This window comes from Streptomyces sp. NPDC059443, from assembly GCF_042750105.1.
In the GTDB taxonomy this organism is placed as follows: Bacteria; Actinomycetota; Actinomycetes; order Streptomycetales; family Streptomycetaceae; genus Streptomyces.
In genome coordinates this window covers 113,043-127,452 of record NZ_JBHYVM010000012.1, presented here as the reverse complement: position 1 = coordinate 127,452, position 14,410 = coordinate 113,043, and the positions used below count along the sequence as shown (strand labels likewise).

The 14,410-nt window shown below is 68.1% G+C and carries 14 protein-coding genes; 5 read left to right on the top strand and 9 right to left on the bottom strand.

Annotated features, from left to right (window positions below; translation table 11 throughout):
* Positions 1–222 precede the first annotated feature (222 nt).
* From ACFXDJ_RS14540 to ACFXDJ_RS14510, 7 genes are all read right to left on the bottom strand, one after another.
* Positions 223–1,629 carry a nucleobase:cation symporter-2 family protein gene (locus ACFXDJ_RS14540; protein WP_384652029.1) on the bottom strand — a complete coding sequence of 469 codons (1,407 nt, stop codon included), beginning with the start codon at positions 1,627–1,629 and terminating at the stop codon, positions 223–225.
* Positions 1,630–2,043: 414 nt separating this feature from the next.
* Positions 2,044–3,447: an 8-oxoguanine deaminase gene (locus tag ACFXDJ_RS14535; protein WP_384652022.1), complete on the bottom strand. Its 1,404-nt coding sequence runs from the start codon at positions 3,445–3,447 to the stop codon at positions 2,044–2,046.
* A 218-nt stretch (positions 3,448–3,665) separates the two neighbouring features.
* Positions 3,666–4,589, bottom strand: coding sequence for a factor-independent urate hydroxylase (gene pucL, locus ACFXDJ_RS14530; RefSeq protein WP_330299345.1), 924 nt, complete (start codon positions 4,587–4,589; stop codon positions 3,666–3,668).
* A 2-nt stretch (positions 4,590–4,591) separates the two neighbouring features.
* Positions 4,592–4,984: a hydroxyisourate hydrolase gene (gene uraH / locus ACFXDJ_RS14525; RefSeq protein WP_384652020.1), complete on the bottom strand. Its 393-nt coding sequence runs from the start codon at positions 4,982–4,984 to the stop codon at positions 4,592–4,594.
* Positions 4,985–4,992: 8 nt separating this feature from the next.
* Positions 4,993–5,508, bottom strand: coding sequence for a 2-oxo-4-hydroxy-4-carboxy-5-ureidoimidazoline decarboxylase (gene uraD / locus ACFXDJ_RS14520; protein ID WP_371618626.1), 516 nt, complete (start codon positions 5,506–5,508; stop codon positions 4,993–4,995).
* 152 nt (positions 5,509–5,660) lie between these two features.
* Positions 5,661–6,059 carry a helix-turn-helix domain-containing protein gene (locus ACFXDJ_RS14515; RefSeq protein ID WP_384849121.1) on the bottom strand — a complete coding sequence of 133 codons (399 nt, stop codon included), beginning with the start codon at positions 6,057–6,059 and terminating at the stop codon, positions 5,661–5,663.
* Positions 6,056–6,307, bottom strand: coding sequence for a thiamine-binding protein (locus tag ACFXDJ_RS14510; protein WP_384849118.1), 252 nt, complete (start codon positions 6,305–6,307; stop codon positions 6,056–6,058). Before ACFXDJ_RS14510 ends, ACFXDJ_RS14515 begins: the two co-directional genes overlap by 4 nt.
* Positions 6,308–6,432: 125 nt before the next feature.
* Here ACFXDJ_RS14510 and ACFXDJ_RS14505 point away from each other — a divergent pair, with 125 nt between their 5' ends.
* The 3 genes from ACFXDJ_RS14505 to ACFXDJ_RS14495 all read left to right on the top strand — a co-directional run bounded on the left by ACFXDJ_RS14505 (position 6,433) and on the right by ACFXDJ_RS14495 (position 9,938).
* The gene (locus ACFXDJ_RS14505) at positions 6,433–7,266 is read left to right on the top strand and encodes a TIM barrel protein (RefSeq protein ID WP_384652014.1); all 834 of its coding nucleotides are present in this window, start codon (positions 6,433–6,435) and stop codon (positions 7,264–7,266) included.
* 74 nt (positions 7,267–7,340) lie between these two features.
* Entirely contained in the window at positions 7,341–8,231 is an 891-nt protein-coding gene (locus ACFXDJ_RS14500) for a 2-hydroxy-3-oxopropionate reductase (RefSeq protein ID WP_384652012.1), read from the top strand.
* A gap of 249 nt (positions 8,232–8,480) precedes the next feature.
* Positions 8,481–9,938, top strand: a complete 1,458-nt coding sequence (locus tag ACFXDJ_RS14495; protein ID WP_384652027.1) for a catalase — start codon at positions 8,481–8,483, stop codon at positions 9,936–9,938.
* Positions 9,939–10,929: 991 nt separating this feature from the next.
* Here ACFXDJ_RS14495 and gcl read toward each other — a convergent pair.
* Both gcl and ACFXDJ_RS14485 read right to left on the bottom strand, forming a co-directional pair.
* The gene (gene gcl, locus ACFXDJ_RS14490; RefSeq protein ID WP_384652025.1) at positions 10,930–12,708 is read right to left on the bottom strand and encodes a glyoxylate carboligase; all 1,779 of its coding nucleotides are present in this window, start codon (positions 12,706–12,708) and stop codon (positions 10,930–10,932) included.
* A gap of 315 nt (positions 12,709–13,023) precedes the next feature.
* The gene (locus ACFXDJ_RS14485) at positions 13,024–13,251 is read right to left on the bottom strand and encodes a hypothetical protein (RefSeq protein WP_384652031.1); all 228 of its coding nucleotides are present in this window, start codon (positions 13,249–13,251) and stop codon (positions 13,024–13,026) included.
* On the opposite strand from ACFXDJ_RS14485, the gene ACFXDJ_RS14480 reads away from it, so the two are divergent.
* On the top strand, positions 13,187–13,783 hold the full coding sequence (locus ACFXDJ_RS14480) for a hypothetical protein (protein WP_384652024.1): 597 nt from the start codon (positions 13,187–13,189) through the stop codon (positions 13,781–13,783). The two genes, ACFXDJ_RS14485 and ACFXDJ_RS14480, sit on opposite strands and share 65 nt — an antisense overlap.
* Before the next feature lie 41 nt (positions 13,784–13,824).
* Entirely contained in the window at positions 13,825–14,313 is a 489-nt protein-coding gene (locus ACFXDJ_RS14475; RefSeq protein WP_384652010.1) for a glutathione peroxidase, read from the top strand.
* The last annotated feature ends 97 nt before the right edge of the window (positions 14,314–14,410 follow it).

Sequence of the window (14,410 nt, the reverse complement as noted above, 5' to 3'; positions counted from 1 at the left end):
TCCCGCCCCGCCGGCGTCAATCCCAGCCCCGCCCGGGGGCCCCTCCCAGCGGTAGCTGGGGGAGTTTGAGGCGCGGGGTCTGGGGCGGAGCCCCATGAGCCGCGGCCGCAGCCGGGCCGACAGGTCGGCGGCAGCCGAACGGGCGCACGCCGGGGCGGACGCCACACCCGCAGTGGGTGGCGTCCGCCCCAGCGCTCCATGCTCCGGCCGGGCAAAGCCCGGTCAGTGCACCGGCACCGGCTCCGGGGCAAGGGCGTTCGCGCCCTTCTTGGCACCGAGGTGGTTGAAGGCCAGGTTCAGCGCGATGGCCACGACGCAGCCGGTGCTGATGCCGGAGTCGAGGACGACCAGCAGGTCCTTCGGGAAGGCGTGGTAGAAGCCGGGGGCCGCGATCGGGATCAGGCCGATGCCGAGCGAGGCGGCGACGATCAGGGCGTTCTCGCCCTTCTCCATGGCCGCGCCGGCCAGGGTCTGGATGCCGCTGGCGGCGACCGAGCCGAAGAGGACGACGCCCGCGCCGCCGAGGACCGGGAGCGGGACCACGCCGATGACGGAGGCGGCCATCGGACAGAGGCCGAGCAGGATCAGGATGCCGCCGCCGGCCGCGACGACGAACCGGCTGCGCACCTTGGTCATGGCGACCAGGCCGATGTTCTGCGCGAAGGCACTGCACATGAACCCGTTGAACAGCGGGCTGATCGCACTGCCCAGGGCGTCGGCGCGCAGGCCGCCCTCGATGGTCTTCTCGTCCGCCGGACGGCCCACGATCTTGCCCAGCGCCAGGATGTCGGCGGTGGACTCGGTCATGCACACGAGCATCACGATGCACATGGAGATGATCGCGGCGACCTGGAACTGCGGGGCGCCGAAGTGGAACGGCGTCGGGAAGCCCACGATGTCGGCGTTCTTGACGGCGTCGAAGTTCGTCATGCCCAGGGGCAGCGCGATGAGCGTGCCGGCGACCAGGCCGAGCAGGATGGATATCTGCTGGAGGAAGCCGCGCAGGAACTTGCGCATCAGCAGGACGATCGCGAGGGTGACCGCGGCCATCCCGATGTTCCGCATCGAGCCGTAGTCGGTGGCGGTGCGGTTGCCGCCCTGCGACCAGTTGAAGGCCACGGGGAGCAGCGAGACGCCGATCAGGGTGATGACCGTACCGGTGACCACCGGCGGGAAGAACCTGACGAGCTTGCCGAAGTACGGGGCTGCGAAGAAGCCGAGGACTCCGGCGACGATGATCGCGCCGAAGATGACGGGCACGGCGTTGTCGCCCGCCCCCTTGCCGATGGCGATCATCGGGGTGACGCCGGCGAACGAAACGCCGTTGACGAAGGGGAGTTTGGCGCCGATCTTCCAGAATCCGAGGGTCTGGAGGAGGGTCGCGAGTCCTGCGGTGAAGAGCGAGGCGCCCATCAGGAAGGCGGTCTCGGTGGCGGAGAGGCCGACGGCCGGGCCGACGATCATGGGCGGGGCGACGACACCCGCGTACATGGCGGCCACGTGCTGGAGACCGCTGGTGAACATTTTCAGCGGGGGCAGGGTCTCGTCGACCGGGTGCTTCCCCCCGGAGTCGTCCGAGACCTGCGGTACTGCGACTGCGTCTTTGCGAAACCTGGGCGCCTGGGCCACGGCTTCCTCCGAACTGTTTAACACGCCGGCAGGGACGTGATGTGTCTGGGAGGTGATGCGAAAGCTGTGCGAGTCGAGCCGGTATTGAGTTGTGGGGGTGCTGCGAATGCTTGTCCCAAGGGGTGCGGAAACGATTCGTCTTGAACGGTCCGGACGTGAACGGTCCGGAGAAGTCGTTTCCACGCGGTGGCGGCGAGGGCCGCAGGTGAGAAAAAGAGCTGGAGGTGCCGTGGCAGTGGCTCGGTACACGAGCTGCGGAGCAAGTGCTGCAAGTGCTGCAAGTGCCACGACTCACCGCCCCCGGGGGCGCCCTGGGAAAAACCTCGGGCGCTACCCGGGAACGGCTGCCGCGGACCCCGCTCGGGTCCACGGCCGCCGGCCGGGGGCCGTCCCCCCCGGCCGGACTCCGTGGGATCAGGCCTGCGCGGAGATCCGCGCGAGGCGCTGGGCCTCTTCCCGGGTGGACACGGCGATCGCGTCCTCGTCGGCGAAGAGGAGCCGGTTGTTCTCGACGATCTGCTTGCCGTTGACCAGCGAGAGGGTCACGGGGGCAGCCGCACCGAAGACCAGGGCGGTGACCGGGTCGGCGATGGAGGAGTGCAGGAGCGTGCTCAGGTTCCACATCACCAGGTCGGCGCACTTGCCGACCTCCAGCGAGCCGATGTTGTCGGCGCGGCCGAGGACCTGGGCGCCACCGTACGTACCGAGGCGCAGGGCCTGGCGCGCGTTGAGGGCGCGCTCGCGGTGCACCGGGTTCAGGCGGTTGATGAGGAGCGCGTTGCGCAGTTCGGTGTGCAGCTCACCGGACTCGTTGGAGGCGGTGCCGTCCACGCCGAGGCCGACCGGGACGCCGGCGGCGAGCATGTCCGGGACGCGGGCGATGCCGGCGGCCAGACGGGCGTTGGAGGACGGGCAGTGCGCGACACCGGTCTTGGTACGGGCGAACGCGGCGATGTCGGAGTCGTTCATGTGGACGCTGTGCGCCATCCACACGTCCTCGCCGAGCCAGCCGGTCGACTCGAAGTAGTCGGTCGGGCCCATCCCGAACAGTTCCTTGCAGAACTGCTCTTCCTCGACGGTCTCGCTGCCGTGCGTGTGCATGCGCACACCCAGGCGGCGGGCCATCTCGGCGCCCTGCTTGAGCAGCTCGGTGGAGACCGAGAAGGGGGAGCACGGGGCGACGGCGACCTGGGTCATCGCGTCGAAGGAGGCGTCGTGGTACTTCTTCACGGTCGCCTCGGTGTCGGCGAGCGCACCTTCGAGGGTCTCTACGGCGTGGTCCGGCGGCAGACCGCCGTCCTTCTCGCTGCGGTCCATGGAACCGCGGGCGAGGGTGAAGCGGACGCCCATCTCGGACGCGGCGCGGATGATCGAGCCGGAGAGGTCGCCGGAGCCCTTGGGGAACACGTAGTGGTGGTCCATGGCGGTGGTGACGCCGCCCTTGGCCATCGCGGCGAGGGAGCCCTGCGCGGCCGTGTACGTCATCTGCTCGTCGATGCGCGCCCAGGTCGGGTACAGCGCGACGAGCCAGTTGAAGAGGTTGTGGTCGGTGGCCAGACCACGCGTGATCCACTGGTAGAAGTGGTGGTGCGTGTTGACCAGACCGGGGGTCACGAGGTGTCCGGTGCCGTCGATGCGGCGGACGACGTTTTCGAGGTTGTCGGGGGCCCTGCCCGCACCGATGGCCTCGATCTTGTTGCCGGCGACGACCACGTAGCCCGAGGCGTACTCGGTGTCATTCGCGTCGACGGTCGCAATCGCACAGTTTTCGATGACGATGCGCTCTACGGCGCTGCCATTGGCTGACGATGCTGCCATGGGACTTCCTCGTGCTTTCAGTGGCGGTGCGGGCACGGCAAAACCCAGAGGATTTGAGTGCCGGAGCCGGGGGCCTTGGACAGCTGACAGTACTGCCGCCCCATATGGTGCGTCCGGGTGCCGAATCAGGAAGCTTTCGTGCTGATCTTTCGTGCTGATGGTGAAGGGTGGTCGCACCGCCCCGGGGCCACTGCGGGGCCCCGGGACGCGCGTTCACATCAGAGGTTGGTCATGTCCACGGGGATACGGGCGTCGACGCCGTCGCGGAGGACCGTCGCCTCGATCAGACCGTACGGGCGGTCCGCGGCGAAGTAGACCTCATTGTCGTTCTTGAGGCCGAACGGCTCAAGGTCGACGAGGAAGTGGTGCTTGTTCGGGAGCGAGAAGCGGACCTCGTCGATCTCCGAACGGTGGTTGATGATGCGCGAACCCATCTGGTACAGGGTCTGCTGGAGCGACAGGGAGTAGGTCTCCGCGAAGGCCTGGAGCATGTGCTTCCGGGTCTCGGCGTAGGACTTCTCCCAGTTCGGCATCCGCTGGTCGTCGTCGGACCAGCTGAAGCGCCAACGAGCCGAAACCTGGGTCGCCAGGATGCGGTCGTAGGCCTCCTTGAGGGTCGTGTACTTGTCCTTCACGTAACCCCAGAACTCGGAGTTCGTGGAGTTCATGACGACGAGGTCCTTGAGGCCGGAGATGACCTCCCAGTTCTTGCCGTCGTACGTGATCTGGGTGACCCGGGTCTCGCCGCCGTTGCGGACGAAGGAGTGGTTCACCTCGTCGGAGCCGATGAACTTGGAGTTGGCGTCCGAGGTGGCGATCCGGGACCAGGAGTACTCCTCGATCCGGATGCGTGCGCGGTGGATCGGCTCCTGGCTGTTGACGAACCAGCGCGCCAGGTGGATGCCGAACTGCTCGGCGGACTCGATGCCGTACTCCTTGGCGAAGGCGTACACCGTGTTCTTGGTGGTGTCCGTCGGCAGGCAGTTGGCGTTCGAGCCGGAGTAGTGGACGTCGTCCATGTCACCCGAAAGGGCGACCGAGACGTTCAGGTCCTTGATGTGATGGGTGTCGCCGTCCCGCGTGATCTTGACGACGCGGTTCTCTGCTTTGCCGTACTGGTTCTGGCCCAGAATGGTGGCCATTGCTAGCTCCCTCGGTAAACGGAGTAGCCGAACGGGTTGAGCAGCAGCGGTACGTGATAGTGCTCGCCCGGGTTCACCGCAAAGGTGATGGTGACCTCGGGGAAGAACGCAACGCTGTCCCTTACGCGGGGGGCGTCCTGCTGTGCCTCGGCGGCTTGCTTCTTGGAGAAGTACGTCTCGGTCTCGAAGTCGAGACGCACGTGGGTGGTGCCCTCCGGCAGGGCCGGCAGGTCCTTGCAGCGCCCGTCCGCATCGGTGGCGGAGCCGCCCAGGGCCGCCCACTCGCCGTCGAGACCCGTACGGGCCGACAGGGAGATCGCGACGCCTTCGGCGGGCTTTCCGATGCTGGTGTCCAGGATGTGCGTGGACACCGACGCGGTGGTCTCAGTGCTCATGCTCGGTCTTACTCTCCTTCTACGGATTCCACGAGACGGGTCAGGCGGATCCGGTTGATCTTGACGAGCTCGCCACGAGCGATTTCCCGCTCCTGTTCCGGCGAGTTCTCGATCCGGACCTTGACCGCGTCCCGCATGAACTCACCGGTCGCACCGGTGGCGCAGATGAGGAAGACGTGGCCGAACTTGTCCTGGTAGGCCAGGTTCAGTTCGAGGAGCTCGTTCTTGAGCTCCTCCGAGGCACCGGCCATGCCACGCTGCTCGCGGGCGGAGGTCGGGTCTCCCGGCTTCGGCCGGCCGATCGGCGCGTGGCCTCCCATCGCCTCGGCCAGGTCCTCGGCGGTGAGTTCGGCCATGGCCGCCTCGTTCGCGGAGAACAGGGTTTCGACGCTGGTGAAGGGGCGCTGGGCGAGCAGCTTGCTCCCCCATGCCGAGCTGGCGCACACCTCGTGGAGCTCGGCCGTGGCCGCGCTGTCGTCCAAGGTGTTGAACCGGGTGAGACCCGGGGTCGGACTCGAAGTCACGGTAGGCCTCCGTGGCCTTGTTGCTTTGACGGGCTGGGCATAGCTAACGCCCTCGACAACACGGCGTCAACACTTTGTTGAAACTTCCCGTACACAAAAGCCGCCGCCCGGGTGAATTGGGCGGCGGCTCGTCACTGTGAGTCAGGTCCGATTCACTCTTGGTTCGTCTTGTTGGGTCCTTTTGGGGTGTTCGAGTCCCGGTTCAAATAGTTGTAAACCGTGAACCGGCTGACACCCAGCGCTCCCGCGACCGTCTCCACGCCGTGCCGTACGGAAAAGGCTCCGCGCGCCTCGAGTATCCGTACGGCGTCCTGCTTGGTCTTCCGGTCGAGCTGGGACAACGGTACGCCGTGGCGGCGCTCCAGCGCCGCCAGGATGTGATCCAGCGAGTCCGAGAGCTGCGGGAGCCGCACGGCCAGCAGGTCCTCGCCCTCCCAGGCGAGCACGACGTCGTCGGGCTGGGCCTGGGACGGATCCATCAGCTCGCCGCCCATCGCGTCCACCAGCGGCTTGATCGCGGTGACGAAGGGGTGATCACGGGGCTCGGTCACTGGGTCTCCTCCCGGATCACGTTGACCTGGAGCGAGACGCGCGTCGCTCCGGCCGCCAGCGAGTCGCGCAGCAGCGCGGTGACCGCGGTCAGCACCTCGTCGGTCTCCCCTTCGGCCGTGTTTCCGAACGGGCCGACATCCACCGCGTCCAGCTGGGCCTTCTGGATGACCTCGCGAGCGGCCACGGCATGGGCAGGGGCCTCTTCAAGATCGAAGGGCTCGGTCGTGAACTCCACTCTCAATCGCACGCGCTCAAGCTACCCGGCAGTCCGGACTTTTCGGCAGTCGGTACTTGACAAGTGAGACACCGGGCTTGCAGTCTTCCATCAGGCAGAAACTAACTTCCGCAATACGGAAGGAGCGCACACCCCTCATGGGATACACGGACCAGCGCTTCGATGTAAATCTTTCGATCCTCTTCACGGAACTCCCGCTCCTGGAGCGTCCCGCGGCCGCCGCCGCAGCGGGCTTCACGGCGGTCGAGCTGTGGTGGCCCTGGATTGAGACCCCCACCCCCGCTCAGGCGGAGCTCGACGCCCTCAAGAAGGCTCTTGAGGACGCCGGGACCCAGCTGGTGGGCCTGAACTTCTACGCCGGCCAGCTGCCGGGCCCGGACCGCGGTGCGGTTTCGGTTCCCGGTGAGGAGTCGGAGCGCTTCAACGCCAACATCAACGTGGCTGCGGACTTCGCCGCCTCGGTCGGCTGCAAGGCGCTGAACGCCCTCTACGGCAACCGCGTCGAGGGTGTGGACCCGGCCGTCCAGGACGAGCTCGCCCTGAAGAACCTGGTCGTGGCGGCTCAGGCCGCGGACCGCGTCGGCGCGATCCTCCTGATCGAGACCCTCAACAAGCCCGAGTCGCCGCTCTACCCCCTGGTGAGCGCCCCGGCCGGCATCGAGGTAGTGGACAAGGTGAACGAGGCCACCGGCCTCGGCAACGCCAAGTTCCTGCTCGACCTGTACCACCTGGCGATGAACGATGAGGACCTCTCCGAGGTCATCGAAAAGTACGCCGCCAAGACCGGACACGTCCAGATCGCGGACAAGCCGGGACGAGGTGCCCCCGGCACCGGCGACCTGCCCCTCGAAGAGCTGCTCGACCAGCTCAAGAAGGCCGGTTACGACGGTTATGTCGGTCTTGAGTACAAGGCCGCAGACGCCGCCGCCTCCTTCGCGTTCCTGCCGGCCGAGGCCCGCGCCGCGAAGTAAGCGGAAAAGTCCGGGCGAACAGCCAGGCACCACACGAACTTTTCGTACAAAGCATTAAGAGAAGGACCCTCATCATGAGCAACCTCCCCAAGATCGCGTGGATCGGTCTCGGCATCATGGGCTCCCCCATGGCCGAGAACCTCCTGAAGGCCGGCTACTCGGTCACCGGCTTCACGCTGGAGCAGGACAAGCTGGACCGCCTGGCCGCCGCCGGTGGCTCCGCCGCCGGTTCGATCGCCGAGGCCGTGGCCGACGCCGACGTCATCATCACGATGGTGCCCGCGTCCCCGCAGGTCGAGGCCATCTCCTACGGCGAGAACGGCATCCTTGAGAACGCCAAGTCCGGCGCGCTGATCATCGACATGTCGTCGATCACCCCGCAGACCTCGATCGACCTGGCGAAGAACGCCGCAGCCAAGGGCATCCGTGTCATCGACGCCCCGGTCTCCGGTGGCGAGGCCGGTGCCATCGAGGCCGTCCTGTCGATCATGGTGGGTGGCGAGCAGGCCGACTTCGACGAGGCCCTCCCGGTCCTCGAGGCGCTCGGCAAGGTCATCGTCCTGTGCGGCCCGCACGGCTCCGGCCAGACAGTCAAGGCCGCCAACCAGCTCATCGTCGCGGTGAACATCCAGGCGTGCGCCGAGGCCGTCGTCTTCCTCGAGAAGTCGGGCGTGAACCTCGAAGCCGCTCTGGACGTGCTCAACGGCGGTCTGGCCGGCTCCACGGTCCTGACCCGCAAGAAGGCCAACTTCCTGAACCGCGACTTCAAGCCCGGTTTCCGGATCGACCTGCACCACAAGGACATGGGCATCGTCACCGACGCCGCCCGCAACGTGGGTGCGGCCCTCCCGGTCGGCGCGGTCGTCGCCCAGCTGGTCGCCTCGCTGCGCGCCCAGGGTGACGGTGGCCTGGACCACTCCGCGCTGCTCCGCGCGGTCGAGCGCCTCTCCGGCGCCCAGATCTGAGCCCGCGGCCCGCTCGCGGGCCGCAGCTCGACTCCCCTTCGGGGGACTCCCCTCCGGGGGACCTGAGTTTCCGGATGGTGCCGGTGCTGACACCTGTCCTGTCGCGCCCAAGCGCCGGCACCGTCCGGATTACCTCTCCCGCCATCTTTCTTTTCAACAAACTGTTGACGTCGAGTTCATGCCGAAATTAGGCTGTTCCGCATGACGGAAGACGAATTCCGTCAGCAGTTCCCCGTACGGAAGGTCACCATGTCGAAGCGCACGCTGACGACCGAGTCTGGCGCCCCGGTCGCCGACAACCAGAACTCCGCTACCGCCGGCGTCGGTGGCCCCATCCTGGTCCAGGACCAGCAGCTCCTCGAGAAGCTTGCCCGCTTCAACCGTGAGCGCATCCCGGAGCGTGTGGTGCACGCCCGCGGCTCCGCCGCGTACGGCCACTTCGAGGTGACCGACGACGTCACCGCGTACACCAGCGCCGCGTTCCTGAACACGGTCGGCAAGAAGACCGAGACCTTCCTGCGGTTCTCCACCGTGGCCGACTCGCTGGGTGGCTCGGACGCGGTCCGCGACCCGCGCGGCTTCGCGCTGAAGTTCTACACCGAAGAGGGCAACTACGACCTCGTCGGCAACAACACCCCGGTGTTCTTCATCAAGGACCCGATCAAGTTCCCCGACTTCATCCACTCCCAGAAGCGCGACCCCTTCACGGGCAAGCAGGAGCCGGACAACGTCTGGGACTTCTGGGCGCACGCCCCCGAGGCGACGCACCAGATCACCTGGCTCATGGGTGACCGCGGTATCCCGGCGTCGTACCGTCACATGAACGGCTACGGCTCCCACACGTACCAGTGGACGAACGAGCAGGGCGAGGCCTTCTTCGTCAAGTACCACTTCAAGACGAACCAGGGCATCCGCTGCCTCTCCGGTGACCAGGCTGCCGAGCTCGTCGGCAAGGACGGCAACTCGCACCAGACCGACCTGCTCCAGGCGATCGAGCGCGGTGTGAACCCGAGCTGGACCCTCTACGTCCAGATCATGCCCGCCGCCGAGGCCGTGGACTACCGCTTCAACCCGTTCGACATCACCAAGGTGTGGCCGCACAGCGACTACCCGCTGCAGCGCGTCGGCCGTCTGGTCCTGGACCGGAACCCCGACAACGTCTTCGCCGAGGTCGAGCAGTCCGCGTTCTCCCCGAACAACTTCGTCCCGGGCATCACCGCCTCGCCGGACAAGATGCTCCAGGGCCGTCTGTTCGCGTACGCCGACGCCCAGCGCTACCGCCTCGGTGTGAACCACACCCTGCTGCCGGTCAACGCCCCGAAGGCGACGAAGGCCGACAACTACGGCCGCGACGGCGTCATGGCGCTGCGCAACGGCTCGCGCCACGACAAGAACTACGAGCCCAACTCGTACCAGGGCCCGGCCGAGACCGGCCTGGCGCTGGGCGCCCCGAAGGCCGTCTCCGGCTACACGGGCACCCACGCGGCTCCGGAGCACACCAAGGACGACCACTTCTTCCAGGCCGGTGAGCTCTACCGTCTGATGTCCGAGGCCGAGAAGCAGCGTCTGGTGGCGAACATCGCCGGCGGCCTGTCCCAGGTCACCCTTGAGGACGTCATCGAGAAGAACCTGGCTCACTTCCACGCCGCGGACGCCGACTACGGCAAGCGCGTCGAGGAGGCCGTTCGCGCCCTGCGCGACGCCTGAGCCGAAAAAGCTTCACCGGGGGCCTGACGGGAGGTCAGGCTCCGGGTGACGAGCCCACACCGCGGACCCGGATGAGGGGTGGTACGCGGTGAGGGCAGGACGAGGACCGTGGCGAGCGTGCGAGCCAGTGCGGTGGTAATGGGTTCCGAGGCCCGTCTCTTGACCTGAGGGAGACGAAGCCGGAGTTCTCGTCGCCCGCCCGCCACGGTCCCAGCCAAATCCTCTCCTCATATACCCAGGGGCCACGCACAGAGCTCCCTGTGTATATAGGGGACAACCTCCCCACCCTCTCCGCCTGGCGGTGCGAACGTCCTGTCGCGCCAGCCTCGTACCGTCAGGCGGTACCAAACCAGAGAGCCGAGTCACGGACGGTCCCGTGACTCGGCTCTTTGTCATGTCCGGGGTGCGTGTCCGGGGGTGCGGTTCCGGGTGTGCGTCCGCGTGCGCGTCCTGGTGTGCGCGTCCTGGTGTGCGTGGGGAAGGGGGACGTGCGGGGGTCTGGACCCGGCCACGGGTCCCCGGCCCTCCCAGGGCCGTCCAGGGCCGTCCAGGGCCGTCCAGGACCGCTACCGAGAGCCCCCTCCCCCGAGGGGCCGGCGCCCCCGTAGAGCGTCCGGGCCGGGCACTGCGGCATTGGTCCGTCGGCGGGCCCGTCACGGCTCCTCCTACGCTGCCTCGTGCGCTCGGCGTCCGGCCGCTGCGGGTCGGCGTACGATCCCCGCCTCCGCACGCCGCCGCAGGGCAGCCGGCAGGCACCCTCCGGCCGCGTACCCCGCCCGTCCGGCGGTGGCGCGAGGGCCGCCTGAGCCTCCTCCTACGGGCCCCGGGGCCGGGACCCGGGGTCCAGGGCCCCGGGCGCCAGACCGGTGGGAGCGGCCCGCCGGGCGGAACGCTCCCGGGACCTGGTACCCGTACGGCACGCAGAACGGCCCCCGTTCCTCCTGGAGGAGGGACGGGGGCCGTTCGGTGGTGCTAGACCAGCCTGGTGGGACTAGGCGGAGATCGGGCGGATCGCGGTCGGGGCGTGGCCCGGCTCGGTCGCGAGCTCTTCGAACTCGGTGACGTCGCTCATGTCGACCGTCTTGCTCATGGAGATGTTGGTGACGCGCTCCAGGATGGCCTCGACGACGACCGGGACGCTGAACTCGGCGGCCAGCTTCTTGGCCTCCTCCAGGGCGGCACCCAGCTCGTTCGGGTCCGTCACGCGGATGGCCTTGCAGCCGAGACCCTCGACGACCTTGACGTGGTCGACGCCGTAGACACCCAGCTCGGGGGCGTTGATGTTCTCGAATTCGAGGTTGACCTCGAAGTTGATGCCGAGAGCACCCTGCGCCTGACGGATCAGACCCAGGTAGGCGTTGTTCACGAGGACGTGGACGTACGGGATCTTGTGCTGCGCACCGACGGCCAGCTCCTCCAGCATGAACTGGAAGTCGTAGTCACCGGAGAGCGCGACGACCGGGGTCGTCGGGTCGGCCTTGGCGACACCCAGCGCGGCCGGGATGGTCCAGCCGAGCGGGCCGGCCTGGCCGCAGTTGATCCAGTGGCGCGGCTTGAAGACGTGCAGCATCTGCGCACCGGCGATCTGGGACAGACCGATGGTGGTGACGTAGCGGGTCTCCGGGCCGAAGGCCTTGTTCATCTCCTCGTAGACGCGCTGCGGCTTCATGGGGATGTTGTCGAAGTGCGTACGGCGCTGCAGCGAGCCCTTGCGCTCCAGGTGCGAGGCGACCCAGGCGCTGTAGTCGGGCAGCTTGCCCGCGGCCTTGAGCTCCTTGGCGACCTCGATGAAGGTGACCAGCGCGGCCTTGGCGTCGGAGACGATGCCCAGGTCCGGGGCGAAGATCTTGCCGATCTGGGTGGGCTCGATGTCCACGTGGACGAACTTGCGGTCGCCCAGGTACGCGTCCAGGTTGTAACCGGTGTGACGGTTGGCCCAGCGGTTGCCGATGCCCAGGACGTAGTCCGACTCCAGGAACGTCGCGTTGCCGTAGCGGTGCGAGGTCTGGACGCCGACCATGCCGGCGGCGAGCTCGTGGTCGTCCGGGATGACGCCCCAGCCCATGAGGGTGGAGATGACCGGGACGCCGACCAGCTCGGCGAACTCGACCAGCAGGTCGGAGGCGTCGGCGTTGATGATGCCGCCACCGGCGACGATCAGCGGACGCTCGGACTCCAGCAGGAGCTGGATGGCCTTCTCGGCCTGCTTGCGGGTCACGGCCGGCTTGTGGACGGCCAGCGGCTCGTACAGGTCGGGGTCGAACTCGATCTCGGTCAGCTGGACGTCGATCGGCAGGTCGATGAGGACCGGGCCGGGACGGCCGGAGCGCATCAGGTAGAAGGCCTCCTGGAACACGCCCGGGACCTGCGCGGCCTCCAGGACGGTGGTCGCCTTCTTGGTGACCGGCTTGGCGATCGACGCGATGTCGACGGCCTGGAAGTCTTCCTTGTGGAGCTTGGCGACCGGGGCCTGACCGGTGATGCACAGGATCGGGATCGAGTCCGCGATGGCCGAGTACAGGCCGGTGATCATGTCGGTGCCGGCGGGGCCGGAGGTACCGATGCAGACGCCGATGTTGCCCGGAGCCGTGCGGGTGTAGCCCTCGGCCATGTGCGAGGCGCCCTCGACGTGGCGAGCGAGCGTGTGGCCGATGCCACCCACGTTCTTGAGCTCGCGGTAGAACGGGTTGATCGCAGCGCCGGGCACGCCGAACGCTTGCGAAACGCCCTCGCGCTTGAGGATCTCCACTGCAGCGGCGGCGGCTGTCATACGAGGCATCGAGTTCTCCTGCGGGTCTGGCGGTCAGGCTTTTCCGTAATCCGGAAGTTTTGTTCTGCTATACGGAACAAGCTAAGCGTCGGTCCCGCGCACGTCAAGACGGGAGGGCGGCCAGGAACCCACCAAAAGCCGCGTCTCGGTCGGTGAGTTGTACGAAAAACCAGGCCTCGGCCGAAAATCGGGGGTCTGCCCACCCCGGTGGTGGCAGGTGGTGGAGCATGGGGCTACGCACAGCGACGGAGGGGGAGCAGGTCTCATGGCGGATGCGGTACCGGTGCGCTGCCCGGCGTGCCTGCGCGAGAACGACTACACGGTCCCGGTCTTCCCTTGCGCCTGCGGGAGCCCGGTCGTCCCGCCGCTGGACCTGTCGGCGCCGCCCCGGGAGCTGACCCATCGCACCTGGTCGGACGGCTGGGTGGCGGTGCGGTGCACGGCCTGCGGGCGGGAGAGCGAGTGGCCGCATCCGGAGGTGGGGTGCGGGTCGTGCGGGACGGTGGTGGCGGTTCCGGTACACCTGCCGGGTGCTGCTTCCACGCAGGGGGATCAGGTCGCTCGGCCCGATCAGGTCGCCCGGCCCGATCAGCCCGTTCGTCCCACGCGGCCTGGGCCGTCCGCCGCGGGGGCCCCGGCCCCCGGCCCCTCCTCCCCCACCCCGCCGTCGGGTGGGCCCGTAGCGCCCCGCCCCGCGTTCCGCCCGGTGACCATCCGTACGGCCCGGGACGCGGTGGCCACGGCCGCGCTGTACCTGCGCTGGCTCGGCTTCCAGGACGTGCGCCAGCCCGACGGCCGGCCGATCCCCTCGGCGGCGGTGGACCTGCGGGCCCCGGGCCTGGTCGCCCAGGTGGACCCGACCACCGCGCCGGCCGGGCTGCGGGCGGTGGAGTGCGTCTGGCTGAACGGGCTCACGGCCTCCGCGACCAGCGTTTACTTCGCGCTCGCCGGGTATACGGAAGACGCGCGCGCCCGCGCGGACGACCTGGGGATACCCCTGTTCGTCATGGACCTCACAGGCATGCCGCTCCCGGTCAACGACCCGGCGGACGAGCTCGTCGGTACGGGGGCCTAGGCTCGGGGGGTATTACGCGTATTCCTGCCGAGGAGAGCTTGATGAGCCTGTACGACATCCCGCTGACCACCCTGTCCGACGAGCCCACCAGCCTCGCCGCGTACAAGGGCAAGGCGATCCTGCTCGTGAACACCGCCTCGCAGTGCGGTCTCACCCCCCAGTACTCGGGGCTGGCCCGGCTGCAGTTCAAGTACGAGGAGAAGGGCTTCACCGTCATCGGTGTTCCCTGCAACCAGTTCGGCGGGCAGGAGCCGGGCAACGCCGAGGACATCCAGACCTTCTGCGCGGCCGGTTTCGGCGTCACCTTCCCGATGCTGGAGAAGTCCGACGTCAACGGCGAGAACCGCCACCCGCTCTACCAGGAGCTGGTGAAGACCCCGGACGCCGAGGGCGAGGCCGGGGACATCACGTGGAACTTCGAGAAGTTCCTGATCTCCCCCGCCGGCGAGGTCGTGGGCCGCTTCCGCCCGCGCACCGAGCCCGAGTCCCCCGAGGTCATCGCCGCGATCGAGGCGCAGCTGTCCGCTTAGTTCCTCGCGTAGCTCCCGCCGCGGTCTCCTCGGGCTTGTCCCAGTAGCCGTCGAGCACCACGTTCGAGCGGGCCAGGACCTCGCCGGAGTCCGAGAC